The 23,987-nt window shown below is 48.8% G+C and carries 28 protein-coding genes and 1 tRNA gene; 24 read left to right on the top strand and 5 right to left on the bottom strand.

Translation table 11 applies throughout. The features are described 5' to 3' along the window. Positions 1–32 precede the first annotated feature (32 nt). From rplR to PKI34_11600, 22 genes are all read left to right on the top strand, one after another. Entirely contained in the window at positions 33–389 is a 357-nt protein-coding gene (gene rplR / locus PKI34_11705) for a 50S ribosomal protein L18 (GenBank protein ID HNS18473.1), read from the top strand. A gap of 6 nt (positions 390–395) precedes the next feature. Beyond that, a complete protein-coding gene (gene rpsE, locus PKI34_11700; protein HNS18472.1) occupies positions 396–914 on the top strand; it encodes a 30S ribosomal protein S5 in 519 nt (172 codons plus the stop codon). Between the two features lie 11 nt (positions 915–925). After that, positions 926–1,108 (top strand): 50S ribosomal protein L30, encoded by a 183-nt coding sequence (gene rpmD, locus PKI34_11695; GenBank protein HNS18471.1) that lies wholly within the window; start codon positions 926–928, stop codon positions 1,106–1,108. 32 nt (positions 1,109–1,140) lie between these two features. After that, positions 1,141–1,587, top strand: coding sequence for a 50S ribosomal protein L15 (gene rplO, locus PKI34_11690; protein ID HNS18470.1), 447 nt, complete (start codon positions 1,141–1,143; stop codon positions 1,585–1,587). Positions 1,588–1,592: 5 nt separating this feature from the next. Then, complete coding sequence (gene secY / locus PKI34_11685) at positions 1,593–2,957, top strand: preprotein translocase subunit SecY (protein HNS18469.1); 1,365 nt, start codon at positions 1,593–1,595, stop codon at positions 2,955–2,957. Between the two features lie 31 nt (positions 2,958–2,988). Continuing rightward, positions 2,989–3,762, top strand: coding sequence for a type I methionyl aminopeptidase (gene map, locus PKI34_11680; protein HNS18468.1), 774 nt, complete (start codon positions 2,989–2,991; stop codon positions 3,760–3,762). Between the two features lie 13 nt (positions 3,763–3,775). Then, the gene (gene infA, locus PKI34_11675) at positions 3,776–3,994 is read left to right on the top strand and encodes a translation initiation factor IF-1 (GenBank protein ID HNS18467.1); all 219 of its coding nucleotides are present in this window, start codon (positions 3,776–3,778) and stop codon (positions 3,992–3,994) included. Positions 3,995–4,061: 67 nt separating this feature from the next. Continuing rightward, positions 4,062–4,178 (top strand): 50S ribosomal protein L36, encoded by a 117-nt coding sequence (gene rpmJ / locus PKI34_11670; protein HNS18466.1) that lies wholly within the window; start codon positions 4,062–4,064, stop codon positions 4,176–4,178. Positions 4,179–4,232: 54 nt separating this feature from the next. Beyond that, complete coding sequence (gene rpsM / locus PKI34_11665) at positions 4,233–4,613, top strand: 30S ribosomal protein S13 (GenBank protein ID HNS18465.1); 381 nt, start codon at positions 4,233–4,235, stop codon at positions 4,611–4,613. Positions 4,614–4,655: 42 nt separating this feature from the next. Beyond that, a complete protein-coding gene (rpsK, locus tag PKI34_11660) occupies positions 4,656–5,045 on the top strand; it encodes a 30S ribosomal protein S11 (protein ID HNS18464.1) in 390 nt (129 codons plus the stop codon). Between the two features lie 27 nt (positions 5,046–5,072). Further along, positions 5,073–5,678, top strand: coding sequence for a 30S ribosomal protein S4 (rpsD, locus tag PKI34_11655; protein HNS18463.1), 606 nt, complete (start codon positions 5,073–5,075; stop codon positions 5,676–5,678). A 32-nt stretch (positions 5,679–5,710) separates the two neighbouring features. Continuing rightward, positions 5,711–6,703 carry a DNA-directed RNA polymerase subunit alpha gene (locus tag PKI34_11650; protein ID HNS18462.1) on the top strand — a complete coding sequence of 331 codons (993 nt, stop codon included), beginning with the start codon at positions 5,711–5,713 and terminating at the stop codon, positions 6,701–6,703. Between the two features lie 5 nt (positions 6,704–6,708). Then, a complete protein-coding gene (gene rplQ, locus PKI34_11645) occupies positions 6,709–7,269 on the top strand; it encodes a 50S ribosomal protein L17 (protein HNS18461.1) in 561 nt (186 codons plus the stop codon). Between the two features lie 29 nt (positions 7,270–7,298). Continuing rightward, complete coding sequence (gene eno / locus PKI34_11640) at positions 7,299–8,588, top strand: phosphopyruvate hydratase (protein HNS18460.1); 1,290 nt, start codon at positions 7,299–7,301, stop codon at positions 8,586–8,588. 96 nt (positions 8,589–8,684) lie between these two features. Further along, a complete protein-coding gene (locus PKI34_11635) occupies positions 8,685–9,482 on the top strand; it encodes a DUF2520 domain-containing protein (protein ID HNS18459.1) in 798 nt (265 codons plus the stop codon). An 11-nt stretch (positions 9,483–9,493) separates the two neighbouring features. Further along, entirely contained in the window at positions 9,494–10,015 is a 522-nt protein-coding gene (locus tag PKI34_11630) for an HAD-IIIA family hydrolase (protein HNS18458.1), read from the top strand. 19 nt (positions 10,016–10,034) lie between these two features. Next, the gene (locus tag PKI34_11625) at positions 10,035–10,670 is read left to right on the top strand and encodes a Maf family nucleotide pyrophosphatase (protein HNS18457.1); all 636 of its coding nucleotides are present in this window, start codon (positions 10,035–10,037) and stop codon (positions 10,668–10,670) included. Next, entirely contained in the window at positions 10,645–11,418 is a 774-nt protein-coding gene (gene surE, locus PKI34_11620; GenBank protein ID HNS18456.1) for a 5'/3'-nucleotidase SurE, read from the top strand. Before PKI34_11625 ends, surE begins: the two co-directional genes overlap by 26 nt. Then, positions 11,408–11,695 (top strand): hypothetical protein, encoded by a 288-nt coding sequence (locus PKI34_11615; GenBank protein HNS18455.1) that lies wholly within the window; start codon positions 11,408–11,410, stop codon positions 11,693–11,695. Before surE ends, PKI34_11615 begins: the two co-directional genes overlap by 11 nt. A gap of 5 nt (positions 11,696–11,700) precedes the next feature. Continuing rightward, the gene (gene lpxB, locus PKI34_11610) at positions 11,701–12,828 is read left to right on the top strand and encodes a lipid-A-disaccharide synthase (GenBank protein ID HNS18454.1); all 1,128 of its coding nucleotides are present in this window, start codon (positions 11,701–11,703) and stop codon (positions 12,826–12,828) included. A gap of 32 nt (positions 12,829–12,860) precedes the next feature. Further along, positions 12,861–13,832, top strand: coding sequence for a tetratricopeptide repeat protein (locus PKI34_11605; GenBank protein HNS18453.1), 972 nt, complete (start codon positions 12,861–12,863; stop codon positions 13,830–13,832). 48 nt (positions 13,833–13,880) lie between these two features. Continuing rightward, positions 13,881–16,010, top strand: a complete 2,130-nt coding sequence (locus PKI34_11600) for a ComEC/Rec2 family competence protein (GenBank protein HNS18452.1) — start codon at positions 13,881–13,883, stop codon at positions 16,008–16,010. A 31-nt stretch (positions 16,011–16,041) separates the two neighbouring features. On the opposite strand, the gene PKI34_11595 is transcribed toward PKI34_11600, so the two are convergent. From PKI34_11595 to PKI34_11575, 5 genes are all read right to left on the bottom strand, one after another. Further along, a complete protein-coding gene (locus PKI34_11595) occupies positions 16,042–16,860 on the bottom strand; it encodes a CHAD domain-containing protein (protein ID HNS18451.1) in 819 nt (272 codons plus the stop codon). A 3-nt stretch (positions 16,861–16,863) separates the two neighbouring features. Further along, positions 16,864–18,249, bottom strand: coding sequence for a Glu-tRNA(Gln) amidotransferase subunit GatD (gene gatD, locus PKI34_11590; protein ID HNS18450.1), 1,386 nt, complete (start codon positions 18,247–18,249; stop codon positions 16,864–16,866). A gap of 101 nt (positions 18,250–18,350) precedes the next feature. Then, positions 18,351–20,339: a Glu-tRNA(Gln) amidotransferase subunit GatE gene (gene gatE / locus PKI34_11585; GenBank protein HNS18449.1), complete on the bottom strand. Its 1,989-nt coding sequence runs from the start codon at positions 20,337–20,339 to the stop codon at positions 18,351–18,353. 173 nt (positions 20,340–20,512) lie between these two features. Next, complete coding sequence (locus PKI34_11580; protein ID HNS18448.1) at positions 20,513–21,631, bottom strand: hypothetical protein; 1,119 nt, start codon at positions 21,629–21,631, stop codon at positions 20,513–20,515. Positions 21,632–21,759: 128 nt separating this feature from the next. Next, positions 21,760–22,296, bottom strand: a complete 537-nt coding sequence (locus tag PKI34_11575; protein ID HNS18447.1) for a hypothetical protein — start codon at positions 22,294–22,296, stop codon at positions 21,760–21,762. Positions 22,297–22,628: 332 nt separating this feature from the next. Here PKI34_11575 and PKI34_11570 point away from each other — a divergent pair. Further along, positions 22,629–22,703: transfer RNA gene (locus tag PKI34_11570), tRNA-Val, on the top strand. 209 nt (positions 22,704–22,912) lie between these two features. Then, a complete protein-coding gene (locus PKI34_11565; GenBank protein ID HNS18446.1) occupies positions 22,913–23,236 on the top strand; it encodes a nucleotidyltransferase domain-containing protein in 324 nt (107 codons plus the stop codon). The last annotated feature ends 751 nt before the right edge of the window (positions 23,237–23,987 follow it).

Below are 23,987 nucleotides of genomic sequence, written 5' to 3'. Positions count from 1 at the left end.
TTTTTAAATGAATAAAACAAGGAATCATGTCGATAACCAGTAATAAGGAATTCAGAAGGTCGAGGATCCGGATGCGGATACGGAAGGTCGTCAAGGGTACGTCAGACCGGCCCCGGTTGAGCGTTTTCAGAAGCAACCGGGATATCTATGTGCAACTTGTGGATGATATGACGGGCCGGACCCTTCTGGCCATTTCCTCCCGTCAGCCTGAAATAGTGGCCCAAAAGGTCAGCAAAACCGAGCAGGCCCGGCAGGTGGGCCTTCTGGCCGGCAAAAAAGCCGTGGAAGCAGGAATCACCGAATGCGTATTCGACCGGGGAGGATATCTTTATCATGGACGAATTAAATCATTGGCTGATGCAGCCAGGGAAGGCGGACTTAAATTTTAATTAAAGATGGCAAATTTGAATGTCAGAAGAGTAAAATCAAGCGAAATCGAATTCAAGGATAAGCTTGTCAGCATCCAGCGTGTTACCAAGGTCACCAAAGGTGGGCGAACATTTAGCTTCTCCGCGGTCGTGGTGGTGGGCAATGAAAACGGAGTGGTCGGCCACGGGCTGGGCAAGGCAAAAGAAGTCACTGCCGCCATCGCCAAAGGGATTGATGATGCCAAGAAGAACCTGATCAAGGTTCCTGTCATGAAAGGAACGATTCCCCACGAACAGCTGGGCAAATACAGCGGAGCCCTGGTTTACCTGCAGCCGGCTGCCCCGGGGACCGGCGTGATCGCCGGGGGTGCGATGCGTGCTGTGCTGGAAAGTGTCGGAATTAAAGACGTGCTGGCCAAGTCAAAAGGTTCATCCAATCCGCACAGCGTGGTAAAGGCGACCATCCATGCCCTGATGCAGATTCGGGATCCCTATGCGGTTGCTCAGCTGAGAAACATACCCATGGAAAAAGTGTTCAACGGATAAAAGAGAATCAGATGAATAGACTCAGAGTCACACAGATTAAAAGCGGTATTGGTAAACCACAACGTCAGAAAAGAACCCTCGAGGCGCTGGGAATCAAACGTATGCACCAGACTGTTGAGGTGAAGGCAACACCCCAGATTTTGGGCATGATCGAAAAAGTTCGACACCTGGTCACTGTGGAAGAAATTCAATAGATCAAACGAATCATTGATAATATCAGACTATGATGGATTTAAGTAACTTAAAACCGGCAGAAGGTTCGGTAAAGAAAAGCAAACGCATCGGCAGAGGCCAGGGATCAGGTAAGGGAGGTACATCGACAAAGGGACACAAAGGCGCTCAGTCCAGATCGGGATATAAGCGTAAAATCGGATTTGAGGGAGGTCAGATGCCCCTGCACCGCCGTGTCCCCAAAGGTGGGTTCATCAATTTCAACCGGGTCGAGTTCCATCCCATCAATCTGGATGTACTTCAGCGTTTGTTTGATGCCAAAGGCATTAGTTACTTCGATGTGGATGTTTTCATCGAAAATGGCCTTGCCGATAAAAAGGACCAGATCAAAGTACTCGGACGGGGTCAGCTGACTGCCAAGGTGGATGTGAAGGCGCATGCGTTCTCAGCTTCAGCCAGGAAAGCAATCGAATCAAATGGTGGCATTGCAACAAAAATATAGCGTGAATGAAACGATTTATTGAGACCATAAGGAATATTTACAAGATAGAAGACCTCCGGAAGAGGATCCTCTACACACTGGGCATCATCATGATTTACAGGCTGGGTGCCTATGTGGTGATACCGGGCATTGATCCGAATCAGCTGGCTGCCCTGCAAAACCAGGCCAGCACAGGACTTCTGGGTCTATTAAACATGTTTTCAGGTGGTGCATTTTCCAATGCTTCCATCTTTGCCCTCGGGATCATGCCCTATATTTCCGCATCCATCGTGGTCCAGCTGTTGGGAATGGCCATACCCTATTTCCAGAAATTGCAGCGCGAGGGAGAAAGCGGCAGGAAAAAGATGAACCAGATCACGCGGTACCTTACCGTGTTTATCCTGATCTTCCAGTCACCAGCTTACATCGCCAACCTGGTCAGCCAGTTACCCGCCGAAGCGATCTATCCCTTCCAGGCGGATATCACAACCCATTCCGTCCTTTCGTTTTTCGGGATATCGTCCATCGTCATACTGACGGCCGGATCCCTGTTCATCATGTGGCTTGGGGAACGCATCACCGACAAAGGCATCGGGAACGGCATATCCCTGATCATCATGATTGGAATCATCGCCCGGCTGCCCTTTGCACTGTTCGGAGAACTGATCAGCAGGCTGGAAACACAGGGAGGAGGACTGATCATTTTCATTGTGGAAATCGCGGTGCTTGTTTTCGTCATCCTGCTCTGTATCCTTTTGGTACAGGGTACCCGCAGGATCCCCGTACAATATGCCAAACGCATTGTCGGCAACAAACAGTACGGAGGTGTCAGGCAGTACATTCCCCTGAAAGTAAATGCAGCCGGTGTCATGCCAATCATCTTCGCCCAGGCCATCATGTTCCTGCCCCTCACCTTTGCCCAGTTTGGTTCAGAAGGAATGTCACGTTTTGCAGCCACGTTCAGTAATATGAACGGATTCTGGTACAACTTTGTTTTTGCCATCATGATCATCCTCTTCACCTACTTCTACACGGCCATTACGATCAACCCCAACCAGATGGCTGAGGATATGAAAAAGAACGGCGGATTCATCCCCGGTGTCAAACCGGGCAGAAAAACCGCGGAATTCGTTGATAATATTATGTCGCGTATAACCCTGCCCGGATCAATCTTCCTGGCTTTTGTGGCCATTATGCCAGCCTTTGTCAGGTTGATGGGAGTTAATACGCAGTTTGCCCAGTTCTATGGAGGCACATCCCTGCTGATCCTTGTCGGCGTGGTACTGGATACACTGCAGCAAATCGAAAGTCATCTGCTGATGAGGCATTACGATGGATTGACCAAAAGCGGCAGGATAAAGGGACGCTCATCCATGAGCATGGGCACATAACCGTTAACCAGGGGGGTGCGTGTTTGAAAAGATGATGATCAAAACAGAAGAAGAGATCATTCGGATCAGAAACAGTTCTTTGATAGTTGGTAAAGCACTGGCAGAGGTGGCAAGGTACATCCGGCCGGGAGTGACGACACGGGAGCTGGACCGAATCGCCGAGGAATTTATCCGCGACCAGGGAGCTATTCCCGCATTCAAAGGGTACGAAGGTTATCCGGCTACCCTCTGCGTGTCGGTGAATGACCAGGTCGTTCATGGGATCCCCGGGAAGAGGGAGCTTAAGGACGGTGACATCGTTTCAATTGACTGTGGCGTTGTTCAGGATGATTTTTACGGTGATTCAGCCTATACCTTCGCTGTCGGGGAAGTTCCGGAAGAATGGCTCCTTTTGATGAAACAAACCAGGGAATCCCTGTACAAGGGGATCGAAATGGCAGTGGCCGGAAAACGGGTTGGGGATATTGGTTTTGCAGTTCAAAGCTGGGTGGAGCAGTTTGGATACAGTGTCGTCAGGGATCTGGTGGGACATGGCATCGGAAGAAATCTGCACGAAAAACCGGAAATACCCAATTATGGAAAACGGGGGACCGGCATGAAACTGACCGAAGGAATGACCATCTGTATCGAACCCATGATCAACCTGGGAACACGGACAGTGGTGCAGGAACGAGATGGATGGACGATCCGGACGGCCGACGGGAAACCCTCTGCTCATTATGAACATGAAGTGGTCGTGAGAAAGGATTCGTGCGAAATACTCTCTACGTTCGACTATATTGAAGAAGTAATCAATGGTAAATAATTTCAGGCAGTAGATGACAAAACAGCTAACGATCGAACAGGATGGCATCGTTAAGGAATCTCTTGGTAATGCTATATTCCGCGTTGAACTGGAAAATGGGCACGTGATCACGGCTCATATTTCAGGTAAAATGCGCATGCATTACATCAAGATCCTTCCGGGCGATAAGGTGAAAGTGGCCATGTCACCCTATGACCTGACCAAGGGAAGAATTACCTACAGGTACAAGTAGAGGATAAGATGACTCAACGGACACGTGACATTAAGAAATACATTTTGTAACTGAAAAATAAATTCCAATGAAAGTAAGGACATCGGTAAAGAAAAGATCTCCTGAATGTAAGATTGTCAGAAGAAAAGGCAGGATTTACATCATTAACAAGAAAAATCCCAAACTGAAACAAAGGCAGGGATAAGAAGCGATTTGACCTTGCACAGGTTCATCCTTAAAACACTATAAAATAATCACCATGGCAAGAATTTCAGGTATTGACATACCAAAAAACAAATGCGGCGAAGTTGCCCTGACCTATATCTATGGGATAGGACGAAGCAGGGCCCGTCACATCCTTCAAAAAGCAGGTGTGGATATCCAAAAAAAGGTGCAGGACTGGAATGACCAGGAGCTGACCAGCATCCGTACAGTCATCACCGAAAACATTAAGGTTGAAGGGGAACTGCGTTCCGAGGTACAGATGAACATAAAACGGCTGATGGATATCGGCTCCTACAGGGGCATACGTCATCGTCTCGGACTTCCGGTACGCGGTCAGAGCACCAAGAACAACGCCCGGACACGCAAGGGCAGAAGGAAGACGGTTGCCAATAAGAAAAAGGCTCCTAAAGGTTAAAAATCAGTTACTCATTATTGTTCAGCACGAAATAATAAATCTATGGCTAAATCAACGAAATCGGTCAAAAAAAGAGTTGTCAGGATTGATCCTATCGGGCACGCCTATATCATGGCATCGTTCAATAACATCATCGTTTCCCTTACAAACAGTGCGGGACAGGTAATATCCTGGTCTTCAGCCGGTAAGATGGGATTCAAAGGTTCAAAGAAAAATACACCCTACGCAGCCCAGATGACAGCTCAGGACTGTTCAAAGACTGCATACGACCTGGGATTGCGCAAGGTGAAGGTATTTGTGAAAGGACCAGGGGCAGGCCGCGAATCTGCGATCCGTACCATCCATACCAACGGCATCGAAGTTACTGAAATCCGCGACATTACCCCAATTCCCCATAATGGATGCAGGCCGCCTAAAAGAAGAAGAGTATAATCAGCAATCATAAAAAATTTTCAGGGAATGGCACGATATATCGGACCGAAAACAAAAATTGCACGGAAGTTCAGGGACCCTATCTATGGACCTGACAAAACGTATGAAAAGAAAAACTATCCCCCGGGCATGCACGGGGCAACAAAAAGGAGAAGGAAACAATCGGAATACGGGGTTCAGCTGCAGGAAAAACAAAAGGCAAAGTACACTTACGGCATCCTGGAACGCCAGTTCAAAAATACCTTCTACAGGGCGACCCGCAAGAAGGGTATCACCGGTGAAATCCTGCTGCAACTCTGCGAAGCACGACTTGACAATGTCGTGTTCAGGTTCGGGATCGCCCCCACAAGGGCTGCCGCAAGGCAACTGGTCACACACCGCCATATCATCGTCAATGGCGAAGTGGTCAATGTTCCTTCTTTTTCAGTCAGGCCTGGCGACCTGGTCGGCGTCAGGGAACGCTCCAGATCACTGGAAACAATTACAGATTCACTGGCTGGAAGATTTCAGAAATATTCATGGCTGGAATGGGATGAAGATAAACTGACCGGGAGATTCATGAATTACCCCGAACGATCCGAAATTCCCGAAAATATTCGGGAACAGCTGATCGTCGAGTTGTACTCCAAGTAATCGTTATTTTTTTAATCTTACAGAAATTTCATATGGCCATTTTAGCTTTTCAGAAACCCGATAAAGTGATCATGATCGAAGCTGATCAGTTCAAGGGCTCCTTTGAGTTCAGACCCCTTGAACCTGGCTTTGGCATCACCATTGGCAACTCCCTGCGCAGGATACTCCTTTCCTCACTGGAAGGATATGCCATTACTTCCATCCGGATCGAAGGAGTGGACCAGGAATTTTCATCCATAAAAGGAGTGGTGGAGGATGTGACGGATATCATCCTGAACCTCAAACAAATTCGTTTCAAACGACAACTGGATTCTGAAACCAGCGAGAAGGTGACGGTGATGATCCAGAACGAAGCAGTATTAAAAGCAGGGGATCTGAATAAATTCCTGTCCATCTTCCAGGTGCTCAATCCCGATCTGGTGATTTGCCATATGCAGCCCAATAGCAAGCTCAACATGGAAATCACCATTGAAAGGGGCAGGGGATACGTCCCGGCGGAGGAAAATAAAGTCATGAACGTTCCCCTGGGTATCATTTTCCTGGATTCCATCCACACCCCCATCAAGAATGTAAAATACCACGTTGAAAACTACAGGGTGGAGCAGAAGACCGATTATGAAAAGCTTGTCATGGAGATCACGACGGATGGATCGATCCATCCGAAAGAAGCACTGAAGGAAGCTGCCAAGATTCTGATACAGCATTTCATGCTTTTCTCTGATGAAAAGATCACGTTCGACACCGAGGAAAAATCAGTCACGGACGAATTTGACGAAAATACACTGCATATCCGGCAGCTGCTGAAAACCCGACTGGTGGATATGGACCTTTCTGTCAGGGCATTGAATTGCCTGAAAGCAGCCGACGTGGAAACCCTGGGCGACCTGGTCACGTTCAATAAAACAGATCTGTTGAAATTCAGGAACTTTGGAAAGAAATCCCTGACTGAACTGGAAGAGCTGGTGAAATCAAAAGGGCTGGATTTCGGCATGAATACAGCGAAGTATAAATTAGAAAAGGAATAATTGCCATGAGACACAGGAGGAATTTTAACCATTTAAGCAGAACATCCACACACCGGAAATCGATGCTGTCGAATATGGCTTCATCCCTGATCCTGAAAAAAAGGATCAACACCACGCTGGCCAAGGCCAAAGCGTTACGGGTCTATGTTGAGCCTATCATTACAAGGGCTAAGGAGGATACCACCCACTCCAGAAGGGTCGTTTTCAGCTATCTTCAGAACAAGGAAGCCGTTACGGAACTTTTCAGGGAGGTATCCCAGAAAGTGGCCAACCGTCCCGGTGGATATACCCGTATCCTGAAAACAGGTAACCGTTTGGGTGACAGTGCAGAAATGGCATTGATCGAATTGGTGGATTACAACGAATACCTTCTGGGGACAAAGGCGGACGAAAAGAAGGAAAAAGCAGGCACACGCAGACGTCGTGGGCTTGGTCGGAAAAAGACCGTTGCAGAAGCAACTCCTGTCGCCGCAGCAAAGTCCTCCCGGAAAGAAGAACCCGAAGCCGCCGCTGAGCCTGAACCTGCTGAACCGGAAGCCGACGAAACAACCTCCGAAGAGAAGTAATTCAGTAAGATCTACATAGTTGGATTACAATGGGTACAATCATAAACATTTCAGCGCGTCAGATACTTGATTCCAGGGGAAATCCGACCATCGAAGTGGATGTCTACTCAAGCTCAGGGATGATTGGACGTGCGTCGGTCCCGTCAGGTGCCTCTACCGGCGTTCACGAAGCCGTTGAGCTCCGGGATGGTGACAAATCCATGTACCTCGGCAAAAGTGTGCTCAAGGCGGTTCATAATGTGAACAAAATCCTTAACGACGAACTGAAGGGATATTTTATCTCCGACCAGGCGGAAATTGACGCCCGGATGATTGAAATTGATGGCACACCGAACAAGGGGAAACTTGGCGCAAACGCCATCCTTGGCGTATCTCTGGCTGTAGCGCATGCTGCTGCCCAGGAATCACAGCAATACCTGTTCCGGTACATCGGCGGAGTGAATGCGTCACTGCTTCCCATACCCATGATGAACATTCTCAACGGAGGATCTCACGCCGACAACAGCATTGATTTCCAGGAGTTCATGATCATGCCGGTCGGCGCTTCAACCTTCACGGATGCGATCCGTATGGGCGCTGAAGTCTTTCATAACCTGAAGTCCGTTCTCAAATCCCAGAATTATTCAACCAACGTTGGCGACGAGGGTGGATTCGCCCCAAACCTGAAATCCAATGAAGAAGCGATCAAAGTGATCCTTCAGGCCATTGAAAAAGCCGGCTATAAAGCCGGTAAGGATGTCTATATCGCCCTGGATCCGGCCGCTTCCGAATATTTCATTCCCGATGAGAACGTTTATCATCTGAAAAAGTCAACAGGCGAGAAACTCACTCCTGCCCAGATGGTGGACTACTGGAAAGGCTGGGCGGATAAGTACCCGATCATCTCCATTGAGGATGGCATGGCTGAAGATGACTGGGATGGCTGGAAGCTGATGACCGATGTCATGGGCAAAAAGATACAGCTGGTGGGGGATGATCTTTTTGTTACCAACGTCGAACGATTGAGCCAGGGTATCAAAAATGGAGTGGCCAATTCCATCCTGATCAAACTGAATCAGATCGGCACCCTGACCGAAACGATCAACTGCGTGGAGATGGCCCACAAGAGTGGCTTCACAACGATCATCAGTCATCGTTCTGGTGAAACCGAAGATACGACCATTGCCGACCTGGCTGTCGCCCTCAATACGGGGATGATCAAGACCGGCTCTGCCAGCCGTTCAGACCGTATTGCCAAGTATAATCAGCTGATCCGCATCGAAGAGATCCTGGGTAATGCAGCCCGGTACCCTGGAAAAAATTTCCAGTACGCCCGGTAGGACCTGATGGATAATTCAGTGCAGTAACCGGCGGTTCAGGATTCCTGTTTCCGGCCATACCTGATAATTTCGTAACTTTGCCCGTTTTTAAATCGCATGAAGCATTCTGAAATCAGGCAAGTTGTTCTGATAGGGGCAGGCAATGTCGCTACGCACCTGGCACTGCATCTGATGAACAGTGAGCGGAAACTTGTGCAGATCTGGAGCCGGACCAGCGAATCGGCGGCTGCGCTTGCTTCAAAAGTAAACGTACCCTGGTGCACCAGCCTGCAGGAGCTCTTTCCCGACGCAGATCTTTACATGATCGCCGTGCCAGACCGGGTACTGCCTGAAATCCTGGTACGGCTCACGCTTCCCCGCGACCGGTTCATCGTTCATACAGCCGGGGGATTGTCCATCGAACTTCTGCAGAAAGCAACCGAACGACCCGGAGTGTTCTATCCCGTTCAAACCTTCACCAAAGAACGGCCTTTAAATTTTCGGAGCATTCCCGTTTGTATCGAAGCCAGGAAGGCAGATGACCTGAAGTTATTAAAAGCCTTTGCGGGTTGTTTCTCCGGGAAGATCTACAGCCTGGATTCGGAAAAAAGAAAAAGCGTACACCTGGCCGCCGTCTTTGCCAATAATTTCACGAACTATCTGTATCAGGTGTCGTATGATCTGCTTCAGCGGGAAAATCTGCCGTTCGATCTGCTGAGGCCCTTGATCCGTGAAACGGCCATGAAGATCCAGCAATGTGAGCCGCAAGCTGCACAGACGGGACCCGCTGTGCGAAATGACCGGACCGTCATTGCCGAGCATCTTGAACTTCTGAAGCGGGACAAGCAGTACGATGAACTTTATGCATTCCTTACAGAGCGCATTCTGGAAATGCAGGGGAACCTAAACGCTTAAATGAACTGAACATGCCAAACTATAAGATCCTGTTATCCGGTATCACGACCTTTATCTTTGACTATGACGGTGTACTCACCGACGGCCACGTCTTACTGACCGAATCGGGTGATGCTCTCCGGATGGCCAACGTAAAGGATGGCTATGCCCTGCAGCTTGCCGTGAAAAATGGTTACCACGTTGCCATCATCACCGGAGGACGCTCTGCTTCCATCCGGCATCGTTTTGATGCATTAATGGTCCACGATGTCTTTCTTGGCGTCGAAAACAAACTCCAGGTGTTCAACCAATACCTGACCCGGAATTCCCTTGAAGCAGGCGAAGTGCTCTTTATGGGGGATGACATTCCGGATTTTGAGCTGATGAAGGTAGCGGGTCTTCCAACCTGCCCTGCCGACGCGTGCGAAGAGATCAAATCCGTTGCAAAGTACATTTCCGGTTTTAAAGGTGGCGAGGGTTGCGTAAGAGACGTGGTCGAACAGGTCATGAAGATCCAGGGAAAATGGATGAACCATCTGGCATTTAGCTGGTAAGAAGAAATTAGTTCTCATTATGCGTCGTACGATGACTGGTCTCGACAATTTAAAAAAATACCACATAATTCTGGCTTCACGGTCACCGCGACGAAGGCATCTGTTGAAGGAACTGGGCATCTCCTTTGAACCGGCCGACCTTGAAACGGATGAGTCATACCCCGATGATCTGCAAAGGGAAGAGATCGCGCTCCACCTGGCTACGTCAAAAGCCAGCGCATTCCCCGCCAGCGACCTGAAGGAAAACACATTGCTGATCACGGCCGACACCATTGTCTGCCTTGACCATCACATCATCGGTAAACCTGCTGACCGCAACGAAGCAATCCGGCTTCTGAAAAGGTTATCAGGAAAGAAACATGAGGTGATCACGGGTGTTTGCCTGCGCACCTCCTCTTTTACACGATCGTTCTTTTGTGAAACCGATGTGTATTTCAGGGAGCTCAGCGAGGAAGAAATCACCTATTATGTTGATCATTATCTCCCCCTGGATAAAGCTGGTGCTTACGGGGCTCAGGAATGGATCGGCTATGTCGGGATCACCCGTATCAACGGCTCCTACTTTAACGTGATGGGCCTTCCCGTGCACCAGCTTTATGAAGAACTGAAAAAGATTGGAACTGAAACTTATGAACGACAGGATCATACTGATTAGTAATGATGACGGGGTGAATGCTCCCGGGATCAATACCCTTGCTGACATTATGCAGGGATTTGGAAAGGTGTGCATTGTGGCCCCCCAGGAACCCATGTCGGGAATGGGTCACGCAGTGACGGTACGGCATCCGCTACGCCTGCGGAAACTGGAAGAAAAGGAGGGACTCCTGCGGTACAGCTGCACCGGAACACCGGCAGATGCAGTGAAACTGGGAATACAGGTCGTGCTGAAGACCAAACCTGACCTGATCGTTTCGGGGATCAACCACGGTTCAAATGCTTCCATCAATATTCTGTACTCCGGTACCATGGCCGCTGTGCTGGAAGGAGTGATCAGCGGGGTGCCTTCGATCGGCTTTTCTCTGGCAGATTATTCCTACCACGCCGACTTCAGCGCCTGCGGGAAATATGTGAAACGAGTCGTTGAAAAAGTTCTGCAATACGGTTTGCCCGCGGGCACCTGTCTCAATGTCAATATTCCTCCCGCTCCGGCTGATCAGATCAAAGGCATTCGGGTATGCCATCAGGGACAGGGAATGTGGATGGAGGAATTTGATGAACGCAGGGATCCCCATAACAGGGAATACTACTGGCTTACAGGTGCATTTGCCAGCCTGGCCGATGGAAAAGATACTGATGACTGGGCACTGCAGAACAACTACGTCTCTGTGGTTCCGGCCCAGATCGACCTGACTGCGTACAAGAGCCTGGAAATCATTAAAAGATGGAGCTGGGATGCTGAATAGAGATTCGTTTTCTTTTGGCGTTCTTCTGGGTGCAGTCACACCTGCTCTTTTTCTGGGGGCCCTGTTCCTGTTTAATTTATTGATCGAAAAATGGCTCGTCACCGGGACCTTCATTAAATTCAACATTCTTCTCCTGGTGAGCATTACCCTTGACCTGATCGTCATGAGGCACTATTTTGTGAAACTGAGCTTTGATAAAACAGGAAGGGGAATACTGCTGGTGGCGTTTATCTACATGATGTCCTTTTTTATTTTCTTTGCCAAACAGGGGTCCTGAGAACCATGCGCTATTATGTCATCGCCGGTGAAGCCTCGGGCGACCTTCACGCTTCCAACCTGATGAAGGAGATCAGGAAACTGGACGGAAATGCATCGTTCCGGTGCTGGGGAGGCGACCGGATGAAAGAACAGGGTGGAGAGCTCGTCGAACACTACCGTAAAACGGCGTATATGGGCTTTACGGATGTTTTCCTCCACCTGCGCAGGATCTGGAACTTCATCAACCTGTGCAAAAGGGATATCCTCTCCTATGGCCCGGATGCCCTCATCCTGGTGGATTACCCGGGTTTCAACCTAAGGATGGCTGAATTTGCACATAAAAAAGGATTTCGGGTCGTTTACTATATTTCACCGCAGCTGTGGGCCTGGAAATCATCCCGTGTCAGGAAGATCAAATCCTTTGTTGATCGTATGTATGTCATCCTCCCGTTTGAGAAGGATTTTTACAGCAGGTATGGATATCCGGTTGAATATGTTGGCCATCCGTTGCTCGATGCCTTAGGTGAACCCAGGAACGATGAAAAGGATTCATTCAGGTCACTTCATTCACCCGGTAACAGGCCGGTCATCGCATTGCTTCCTGGCAGCCGGAAACAGGAAGTGAAACGAATTCTGCCAGCCATGCTGTCGGTTATCCCGCATTTTCCTGAATATCAGTTTGTCATAGGTGGGTTATCTTCTCTGACCGCCGGTTTTTATCATCGTATCATCCAGTCCGCCCGTGTGAATGTCGTTTTCGGCCAATCCGACACCCTTCTGAATAACGCGGTAGCTGCCCTGGTCACATCAGGCACTGCAACGCTGGAGACAGCGCTGCACGGAGTCCCCCAGATCATCTGTTACAGGGGGGAAAACCTGTCGTACCTGATCGCCAGACGTCTGATCAAAGTTCCCCATATCGGATTGGTCAACCTGATCATGGAAAGGGGAACGGTGAAGGAACTTATTCAGTGTGAGCTCAATACCGTTAATCTGGCCAGTGAATTACGCCAGATCCTTCCCGGTGGACATAAGCGGGAACAGATGCTGCGTGCGTATGAGTTGCTGAAACTGAAACTCGGGGGCAGCGGAGCTTCAGCAAGAACGGCAGGCCTGATCTGGCGGTATTTGAATGAGGTTTCAGTAAGTTGATTATTTTTGCACATCCAAAAAGGAGATACATTATGCAAATCAGACATTCGATCATGGCCATCATCCTGGGCGCTTTTATCCTGGTGATCTTTTCCTGTAACACATCCCGGAAGGAAAAACAAGTCGTTCAGAACGACTCCCTGACATCGGCTGTGCAGGAGCAGGGCCAGCAAACGCAGGGTAAAGAATACATTACGATGAAACCCGCTCCCACCGACCGGCCTGCCAAAACGTCGGCCGGGCCGGTTTCCGTGCTTCAGGATTCCATCTTCAGGATGGTGCAGAAACAGATCGATGCAAAAGATTATACTGCTGCCCTGCCCGGCTTGGACGAACTGGTCAGGAAATACCCTGAAAGTTCAGAAGTGTACTTCTTCCAGGGGTTGTGCCGCACGGAGCTGAAACAGTACGCTCAATCCATTCTTGATTTCACCAGGGCCATCGAGTTAAAGCCCGATCTGGCAGAGGCTTACAATTACCGTGGTGTGGCCCGGTTTTTCACCAGCCGCTTTGATCTGGCCATTCAGGATTACGATGAAGCTACCCGGCTAAAGCCGGATTTCCCAAAAGCATACTATAACCGCGGAATAGCCAAAGCCAACCTGGGTGATTTTGCCGGTTCCATCGTTGATTTTGATAAATCCATACAGCAGGATTCCACCAGCGTGAACAGCTATAATAACCGGGGCAACGCGAAAACCATGCTGAAGGATTATGAAGGAGCCATTACGGATTATACCAAATCCATTGCCCTGGCGCCAAATGATCCGGAGGCCTATAACAACCGCGGTGCTGCACGCCAGCTGATGAACAATAACGACAAAGCCGTCCGTGACTTTTCCAAGGCGATCGAGTTAAAGCCTGACTACGGGGATGCTTTCTTCAACCGGGGCCGATCCTATCTTGCCCTGAAAGAAAATGCCAAAGCCTGCAAGGATTTTCAGAAGGCAAAAGAGCTGGGCCTGACGGAAGCTGACAGGTTGCTGCAACAATTTTGCAAATAACAGGGTAACAAAATCCAACAAAACCGATAAACCTGAAAAGGTTTATCGATGCCAATCAGTCTGCGCCTGCCGCTGGTCAAGCTGCTGACCGGGTTCATTGCGGGGATTTCGTTGATGGGACTCAATGTTCACGCTCCGTTATTCCCCTTGATCCTGATCGTATTGTTGCTGACTGGAATGACAGGCCTGTTTGCCCTGGTTTTTTTCAAAAACCTGACGTATTCCAGCCGCTGGACGCCGGGTGTCTGCATTTCCATACTCTACCTTCTCATCGGGTATGTCCTGATCATCAGTGTGCAGCCGGAAAACGATCCCCGGCACGTCGTACAGATCACTGAACCGGTCGAAGGATTCGCCGGAAGGATCAGCGAGCCTCCCGTTAAGGGTAAAAAATCGGTCAGGCTTACACTTGACATCCTATCGGTCCGTTACAAGGATCAGTGGAGAAGGGTTCACGGAAGGGTGATCGTTTATGGTAAGAAGAACACTCCGTTACCCGAATTTGAATTCGGGGATACGCTGCTGATCAAAGGCGCCCTGTTTCCGGTTGCCGGTCCGCTTAATCCGGGACAGTTCAATTACAAACGATATCTGGCACGCCGGAACATCTATCACCAGGCTTACCTGAGCCTGGAAAACTTCCGCCTGATCGGTCACCTTAGAACCTGGAGCATTCAAAGGGCTGCTCACGTGGTCCACCGGAATTTATCATCCATTCTGATGGAATCAGGCCTGAGTGATCAGGAACGTGCAACTGCTCAGGCATTGCTGCTGGGCGACAAGAGCCAGCTTGATGATGAAACGTATCAGTCTTATTCTTCCTCCGGTACAATCCACATTCTCTGTGTCTCGGGATTACACGTAGGTGTGATTTATATGATTCTGAACTTTTTGTTTGGTTTTTTACCGCAGCGGGGAACCGGGAAGGTGCTGCGGTTCCTTTTGATCATCCTTTTTATTTGGTTTTACGCCTTCCTGACAGGTTTGTCCCCATCCGTCCTTCGGGCAACGGTCATGTTCTCCATCCTGATCGTCGGCAGGACTGTCAGCCGAAATACAAATATCTACAATACCCTTGCAGCGTCGGCGCTTTTGCTCCTGGCGAATCATCCCCTGATGCTTCAGGAAACGGGTTTTCAGCTGTCATACCTGGCGGTCATTGGCATTGTGAGCCTGCAACCCTGGATCAACGACCTTCTGACGCCAAAATACTGGCTCCTCCGGCGCATCTGGGAACTTCTCAGTGTGTCAATGGCGGCACAGCTGCTCACCTTCCCGCTAACCGTGCATCTGTTTCACCAGTTTCCCAACTACTTCCTCCTTGCCAATGTCCTGGTCGTTCCACTTTCCGGCTTCATCATCTATACGGGCATTCTGGTCTTTGTGACCAGTCCGGTTCCCCTTCTGGGGGAGGTGATGTGCCGGATCTTCGGACTGATGATTAAAAGCATGAACGGAACAGTCAGCTTCATCGAACAGCTTCCGTACTCAACCCTCAACAGGTCGCCAATGGATACTGTTGAGATGATTTTACTCTATACCCTGGTTGTGGCGGGAATCTACCGGCTGGTATACGCAAAACGGGCAGCCACATACTATCTGCTCGCTTTTTCAGCAGCATTCTGTTGCTATAATGGATACCAGGCCATCAAGTCCCTCCGCCAGAAGATGATCGTGATCTATTCGATTCCGGGATCGACTTCAGCTGGTTTGATTGACGGCAGGAATGGAATCTTCTTTATGGATTCGTCATTTTATCATGATCCTTCCAGGGTCAGGATGCAGATGAACGGCCACTTCGTGCAAAGCAGGTTGAAAACGATCCGCAGTTTTTCTCTGTCAGAGAAGGCTGATTACAGTGATGACAGGATGCACGGCCATCAGCGGGGATACTTTTCCGTGATTCACTTGGACGGCCGGAGCCTTGTCGTGGTGAATGACAGGTTTTGCCTGACACAGGTTGACACGGTGAGGTATAAAGCAGATTACCTCCTTTTAAGCGGGAACGCTTCTGTAAGGTTGGAGGAGCTTGTGCGCGTGTTTGATGCGCGGTATGTCATTGCTGATATGTCCAATGCAAAGTGGAGAGCAAGGAAATGGAAAGAAGAGGCGGCTTCGTTATCCATTCCATTCCACGACACGGCAGAGCGGGGGGCATTTCTTGAAAAATGGGAATGAACCAGTGGCCGGCATCACCGGAGGTCGGGAGTCATTTCAATCGGTTGATCTCGTGCAGCGATTTGTCAACCAATCTGTTACTTTCCTGCAGGATCTTTTTGATCATCGGTTGCGTCCTGATCTTCTTTCCCGGGAAAAAGGTGTGCATCGATTGCTCATACTTAAATATGTAATCAAGGGCGACCATTCGGTCGTGCCATTCCCCAAGGTAATTTTCAATGGACTTTATTTTGTTCTGAAGTTCTTTGTACTCAGGTTTATTTTTAAAAACGGAGATCATCATGTCAAGCATGTACCTGGCTTCTTTCAGCAGCCTGCGGATCAGATGGATCGTGGTCCGGTCCTTCTGCACCGATAATTTTTTCGCTTCCTGAATCCGGTGACTGATATATTCATTTGCCTTGAGAATGATGAGCTTTTTTCCGGTCCTGAAATAGAAGGAGTGAATATCCGCTTCCAGTGAACTCCAATCAGGCAGGGAGCATTGATGAAGCCAGGTATTCACGTTGAATCGGATCATTTTTTCCTGTTCCCTGAGAAACGTCTGGTATCCTTCAATGTTTGCAGATGTTTTCTGTTTCAGGTAGGAGGCCAGCTTTTGCTGGACCTGCAGGTCACGGATCAGTCCCAGCCGCTTGAAGATCTTGCGGTAGGGTCTGTAGACGGCCCTGATATCCAATTCTCCGGGATAGATATATTCGAGCAAAAGCAGAAGGGTACGTGTTTTTTTTATGCTGACCCTGACATCGTGGATGGCTTCGTCATCGGCAACATCGTGGATTCCGGGAAAACATTTTTCAAAGGTTTTCCGCTGATAGTACAGGTACCGGTTCAGAAGATTCAGGTTCATCGGTTATTTATGCACTCTCCGGATAAAATCCTCCACTTCCGGCACCCCCCCCTGGTAGACCAGGTAACCGTTGTAGGGTTCCCGGAGGGTTATCTCATCATTGACCGGTGTGAACATCATTTGCCTGACTTTTACAGGATCGTTTGTCTGGCCCAGAATCCAGCTCAGTTTCACCCAGGCGACCTCCGGCAGCATGTTACCGGCGGGGATCACACCTTTGGCCATCATATCCCTGCCGGTATCATACACGAACATGTGAACATATCCCCAGATGGTCTGAACCGTCATAAAAACGTGTATTCCTTTGGCCTTGGCCCGTTCCAGGGCAGGATAGAGCTCCTTGTTGACGTGTCCCAGCCCGGTTCCCACGATGATGATCCCTCTGTAACCATTATCTATCATTGAATCCAGTGTGTCGGGCTTCATCCCCGGATAATAGTAGAGCATGGAGACCTCATCGCTAAAGTACGGATAAATATTGACATTATTATCGTTCCTTCGTTTATTGTATTTCTTGTGAATGGGAATGATTTCCTTGCGGCTCACCATGGCCACGGGTACATCTCCGATGGTGCGGAATGTGGAACGGTAGGAGGAGTGCATTTTCCTTACGCGTGTGCCTTTGTGCAGGAGCCCGTACTCATCGGATGTGGGGCCGAACATGCACAACATGACCTCTGCGATGTCACCGTGGCCTGCAGCGTGCATGGCATGCATCAGGTTCAGGGCTGCGTCGGAGCTGGGCCGGTCGGATGAACGTTGCGACCCGACCAGGATGATCGGGACGGGCAGGTTCTGGCACATAAAGGTCAGCACGGCTCCGGTGTGGTGTAGCGTGTCGGTGCCGTGGCCAATGACAATGCCGCTCACCCCTTTTTCAATCTCTTTGCCGATGGCCTGGGCAAGTGCGATGTACTGTTTTGGCCCCATGTTTTCGCTGAATACGGCAAAGATCTTTTCCGTTTCAAGATTACAGATATCTGCCAGTTCAGGCACGGCCCCGTAGAGTTCCCCGGGCGTAAAGGCAGGTATGACAGCTCCGGTCCGGTAATCGAGCCTGGAAGCGATCGTGCCTCCGGTTCCAAGCAGCTTCACTTTTGGCAGTCCGGGGGTGACGGGGAATTGCTTTTCGGGGATCTTGTAGACGGCTTTCTTGTAGCCGGTTTCGGTGATGGACAGAATGGTTTTTATATCAATCCCCACATTGTAGCCTGTTGGAATTTTCAGCACGATATGCTGATCATCGTCGTTCTCTGACCGGGGTAGAACGGTTCCCACAAACGTTCCACGCTTGGTTTCCATCTTCGCCTGACCCCAGACGCGCGTATTGAATTTTTTCAGCGTCTCGAGCGCCTCTCCTTTGTATCCCTGAAAAATATCGTCTGACATGATGGACCTTATTATGGATTTAATCTGATGTAAATCATTAAATCAAATTCAAAAAGCAAATAGCATAAATCAAATATCAAATATCAAATATCCGTTAATCGTTAATCAGCTATCTCCAGCTTCCGCTCAATTGCATTTTTCAATTCCCTGAGTTCGATATTCCCGGTTGCCAGGCCACGCAGTTCCCCCATGATCCAGCGCACTGCCACGTCCGGTTGCCTGGAGCGTCCGACCTTTTTGAATTTTTCGATCAGGAAATCGACCTTGGAAAGAATCTCGTCTCTTTCGACTCTCCTGAATTTGATGCTGGTCAGTACCGAATCAAGATCCATCTTCGGATGTTCAAAGATGACCGGAAGCATGTCACCTGCGATGCGGACGTCGAGCTGATGTTCCCGGATATACTGAAAAAGATCGAACACTTTGCCGTAGGTGAACTCGCTGGATTTCTTATAGTGGCCTTCAACGAATTTAAGATGGTGGCCGAAAAAAGTACCGATCAGGCGGGGATTGTAGTCGAGTTCCTTTACGATCCGTTCAATGTCGGGGTAACGATTCCTTGAAAAGATGTACGTATAGGTATCTTCAGGGACCTGCCACTCCCTGAGTTGCCTGTAACGGTCCATAATGTCGGGGGGCAGTTCTTTCCCGGCATGTTCAATGAAATCATCGTCAAGTGGTATGGGTGCGGAATCCGTATCCGGGTACATTCGGTCGGCTCCCGGCAGCACTCTCTCAAAGATCGTGGTGCCATTTTCAAAGGACTTTCTGGTTTCGTTGGGCACTCCTTCTAAAGCCATTTTACAGCGTTCCTCCACGGTTTCAAGGGCCGTGGCCATATCGGCTTCGGGTCCCCAGATCAGGAGCTGAGCATCACTATCTTTGGCTTTCAACAGTTTACGCAGTGAATCCCAGTTCTTATACGGCAGGGTTGCGGTGAATTCTTCGGAATGGCACATATGGGGCTTTTCGATGCAGGCAATGACCTTCAGCCGATCGCTGATCTCATCGGCAAACATTTTTCCGGGCTGGGTGAAGTGTGACAGGATCCCTTCAAATCCCTGCAGGTTGATGGCGATGATCCTGTTTTTACCATTCACCGCTGTCTTGATGGGTTTATACCTGAAGTTGAAGGTGTGGTAGGGGATCACCTTGTGGGTTATTTTCCATTCTGCAGGCTTTCTGACCCGTTGGCTAAGTAGTTCACGAATGTGCAGCAGCGACCATTGCCTGAAACATTCGTTGTGTGTCAGCTCAGGGATCCATTTGGTGTGTGCCACGCCTTTGATCTCCACCCGTGAGCCACCCCGGCAGCTAACGTTGACATCTTCACGTCCTGCACCCATTCCAGTTCTGACCTTTCCGGTCGACCGGTTCAGAAAGCGAATATGGTCACAGGCTTCCCTCACTTCTTCGGGATTGACGCAATCGGGGTAGGTGACGGTTTCGATGAGGGGCATGCCCAGCCTGTCGGTCTTGTAACCCCGTTGGTGTCCGATATCCCACATTTCGCGGCAGGCGTCTTCCTCCAGGCTGAGCTGGATCAGGCGTACTTTCTTGTTTTTCAAAGGGATTTCACCTTCCACGCCGATGATAGCCGTCCGCTGGAATCCGGTTGGTATGCTTCCGTCGAGGTATTGTTTCCGGGTGATGTGGACCTCTCCGACGATGTTCAGTTTCGAAAGAAGGGAAATCTCAATGGCGATCTGCAATGCTTCGGTGTCGATCTTGAAGGGAGGGGTGTCATCCACATCATACGTACAGGCTGTTTCGTTCTTGATGCGGTAGACGATTTCTTTTCTGGTTTTGAACTCCATCAGGGCGGTCCCGTCGTACTCCCCGAGTTCGCTGAGCGTGGGGCGCATATGCCGTATCAGCTCGGCATCATATTCATGGTCAGGATTATAGATGCCTGCCGGGCACCGGCAGAAGAGCTTGTATTTTGTCAGCAGCTGCTGGTGTACTTCAAGTCCTGATTTAAAACCGATTCGGTCGTAATCTTCCTGGGTGGCTTCCCTTCGGGTAACGTACCCGATATCCCTGCGGCTCTGGTTGTAATTCTCTTTAGGATCAAACTTTCCCTTTTTCATAATAAACATTCAAAATTATCCTCACAGAAAAGGAAGCCAAATTTATGGCTTTTAGGGATATGAACCGAAAGGGGAAGTAAAAGAAATGTCAAGGCGCTCCGTTTTCCTGCCACGAAATGCTGATTCCGGCAGGGCGACCTTTTCCCGCAAGTTCAGATTACCGTTTCGGTGGGTCAGTGGGGCAGGGGATGGGATTTTATCCTGATATCCAGGAAAATGGGCAGGTGGTCACTGAATCCTCCAAGGTAGCGGGGTCCCAGGTAGGTTCTGTTGAGTTTGCTACCGAATCGGTTTGGATCCTCCACCAGCAGGTAGGGCGCCCTGAAGATCAGCGCCTGGGATGGGGGTATCTCCAGGGTTCCGGCTCCCGTGGCCAGTGAACGGGAAACGATAAACTGGTCGAACGTATGCCAGGTCTCACCGTGTTTAAGCGTTCCTGCATAGCCGGTTATCGTATTGCCTGTCATCAAATTGACCAATCCCGCCTCCTGCCTTACGTCACCCCCCAGCAACACTTGTGCGATGCTCTCGTCCAGCGGATCATCGTTCAGGTCCCCCATAATGACGATGCTGGCAAGCGAATCCGCACGCTGCACCGAGTCAACGGCTTTTTTCAGGATGGACGCTGCCCGTGATCGTTTTTCAACCGTTTGCATATAGCCGCCAAACCGCGATGGCCAGTGATTGACAAAGAGGTGCAGGGTGTCTTTCTTCAGGACAAGCACACGGGCGTAAAGGATGTCGCGCGTATGTGCGGTGGAATCAGGTTTAAAAACGACCGGGATCACCGTGTCGGAAAGGGGTGTGATCTTATCCGGCCTGTAAAGGAGTGCGACATCCACTCCCCGCGGATCAGGCGATTCGTGGTGGATGATCCGGTAATGGAAGACCGAAAGTGGCGTATCGTAGATGAGTTTGTTCAGGACGTTCCGGTTTTCCACCTCGCATACCCCGATGATCTCAGGAGGTTCCCATCCGCCTGCGGCAAGCAGGGTCTTGGAAAGGTACTGCAATTTCTGAACATAGCGTCCGTAATTCCAGTGCTTTGCACCCTCCGGCGTAAATTCTTCATCATTGGTCAGGGAGTCATTGAAGGGATCGTAGAGGTTTTCCAGGTTATAAAACACGATACGGATGGCCGACGAATCCCTTTCCGTGTCAATGAACCCTTCGAAAAGCGGTTGTGCGTCAGCAGCATCTTTGCCAGGCCAGATATTCTTCTGTGCAGATGAGTGAACCTCAAATATCACGCACAGCATCCCTGCTAAAAAAATCACCAGTGTTTGTTTCATAAAAAAATGGATAGAGAACGAGAAATTTCCCTATCCATTAATCCCCTTACCCCCACAAACGTTACCCTATAACTTAAAAATTAATTTCTCCACTCTCCTCTCTCCTTTCTCCACTCTCCTCTCTTTTTTTAGGTGGGATTCGCCACCATTTTCACCTTAAATCTGAACTTAACCTTAAAATCCAGCGGAGTTTCGTTGGCGCTGCCAGCAAGGTTCAGCAGCAAGGAATGCGGTGGATTTTTAATGAGGTCTGCTGCGCGGTCGACGCCATCCTGGTTTATAGCCAGTGTTTGAACGTTGTTCAGCAGTGAAGCCAGGTTTTGGTTAGCGACGGTTCCGATGACTTCCTGGCCTCCACCCGAAGCATCGGAGACCGACAGGGTAGCGGTATTGATCTGCTGGGTGGCAGATCCGTTATGATAGGTAACTTCATAGGTTACTTCCAGGATTTCGATGCTTTTGATCAGGTCGGCATATTCTTCGATGACATCCGATTCTGCAGCCGCATCCAGCAGGTAATTTTCGTTGAAGTTGGCGTTGTTGCCCTGCACGGGGAAGGTATGTTCCAGCCAGAATTCCTTTTCCACGTCGAGCAGGTCGCAGGAGAAAAAACAAGTGGAGACAACAAGCAGTCCCAGGATAAGCGAAACAGTTTTGCCTTTCATAGTTTGGATTTTAGAGGTGATACATTCGTGAACTGACTGACAATAATACGAATATTTCAAGATTTTAGTATGTCATTTTTTACATAGAAATGGCACATCCGCTGGATCATAAATTTTGTTGCATATCTGAAAATTATCCCCTAATTTTGCAAACGATTCAGTATAACAATCTGGCGCTGCATTTAACTGCTGACTGCTGACTGTGAACTGGACGTTAGCTCAGCTGTCCTGAGTTTCCTCAGGATGACGGAGCGGTAGAAATCAAATATCGGGACGTTAGCTCAGCTGTCCTGGGTTTCCTCAGGATGACTGAGCGGTAAAAATCAAATATCGGGACGTTAGCTCAGCTGGTTTAGAGCGCATGCTTGACAGGCATGAGGTCGACAGTTCGATCCTGTCACGCCCCACAGCCGGAACCCTGAAATAATAAAGATTTCAGGGTTTTTCTTTTTCTAAAAATATATGCAGTTTACCTGCAGTTTAAATATGGTTTAAAGTTTCTGGAATGATCAGAGTCAACGATTTTGACTTTTATCCCCGACAGGGATTTGACACTTTATAATCCTATGTCTCTTTCTGACTAAAACAATTATTAAAAATATTGTATATTTGTCCTATGAGTACAGACAGACAAATCGTATTGGAAAAGATTATCAATGCAGTCAATAAGACCGCTCCGGATTCCGAAATCTATTTATATGGTTCCCGGGCAAGAGGAGATGCAAGAGAGCTGTCGGATTGGGATTTATTGATTTTGTTACAGGGTACGAGGATTACTTTTGATTTTGAAAAAAAAGTACTGGATGAATTATATGAAGTTGAGATTGAGACCGGAGAAATTATTTCACCGTTGATCTACACAAAAAATGATTGGGTTGAAAATCATTCAGTGACTCCTTTATTTGAAAGCATTCAAAAAGAAGGGATTCGGATTCGATGACAGGAACACGGAAAGATATCATTCAATATCGGTTAAGGAGAGCATTGGACACCTTTGAGGATGCTGAGATTTTTGCAAAAAACCAAAAATGGAATTCTGCAATTAACCGGCTCTATTACTCTGTCTATTATGCTGTGAGCGCCGTGCTTCTTTCGTCAAATTTGAAAACTACAACACATAACGGAGTGAAATATAGCTTCAATGAACATTTCATCAAAACAGAAAGGTTACCCAAAGAGCTAGGTAAATTATAATCTCAGCTTTTTTCTTTCAGACAGAAAGGTGATTATGATGACCTTTACGACTTTAATCAAGAAAAGGTAGAATCCTTTTTTGAACCCGCCAAGAAAATGATCGGAACAATAGAAAATGAGCTGAAGCAAAAACCTTCGAGTCTATAACCTGTCTTCAAATTCTCCGTTTATTAATTCATTTTATCAACTTCACCTTCCACCTCTAATTCTGCTTCAGCAATCGTTAATGGCTATTCGTCCTGCTCCCTCTTCCCTTCTGGTTTCAGTCCGCTTCCCTAGGTTGCTCCGCCATAACTGATAAATTAGCGAGAGGAATTCTATTTAGGTAAATTTCCGGGCGGCAATTTTCAAGAGGCCGGTCCTAAATAAAGCCCCAATATCCAGAGCACCGTAGGTGCGTGATATTGGTAGCAAAAATCATCAGCCGATCATTTTAGAATCCGTTAGGGGTGACATGGAAAGTAAAATTCCATTAACGATTAGCCAAGTAGAGGTGG

Source organism: Bacteroidales bacterium (assembly GCA_035342335.1).
GTDB lineage: Bacteria > Bacteroidota > Bacteroidia > Bacteroidales > JAGONC01 > JAGONC01.
Note: the sequence above shows the minus strand (reverse complement) of the source record. Positions and strands in the feature narration are given on the sequence as shown.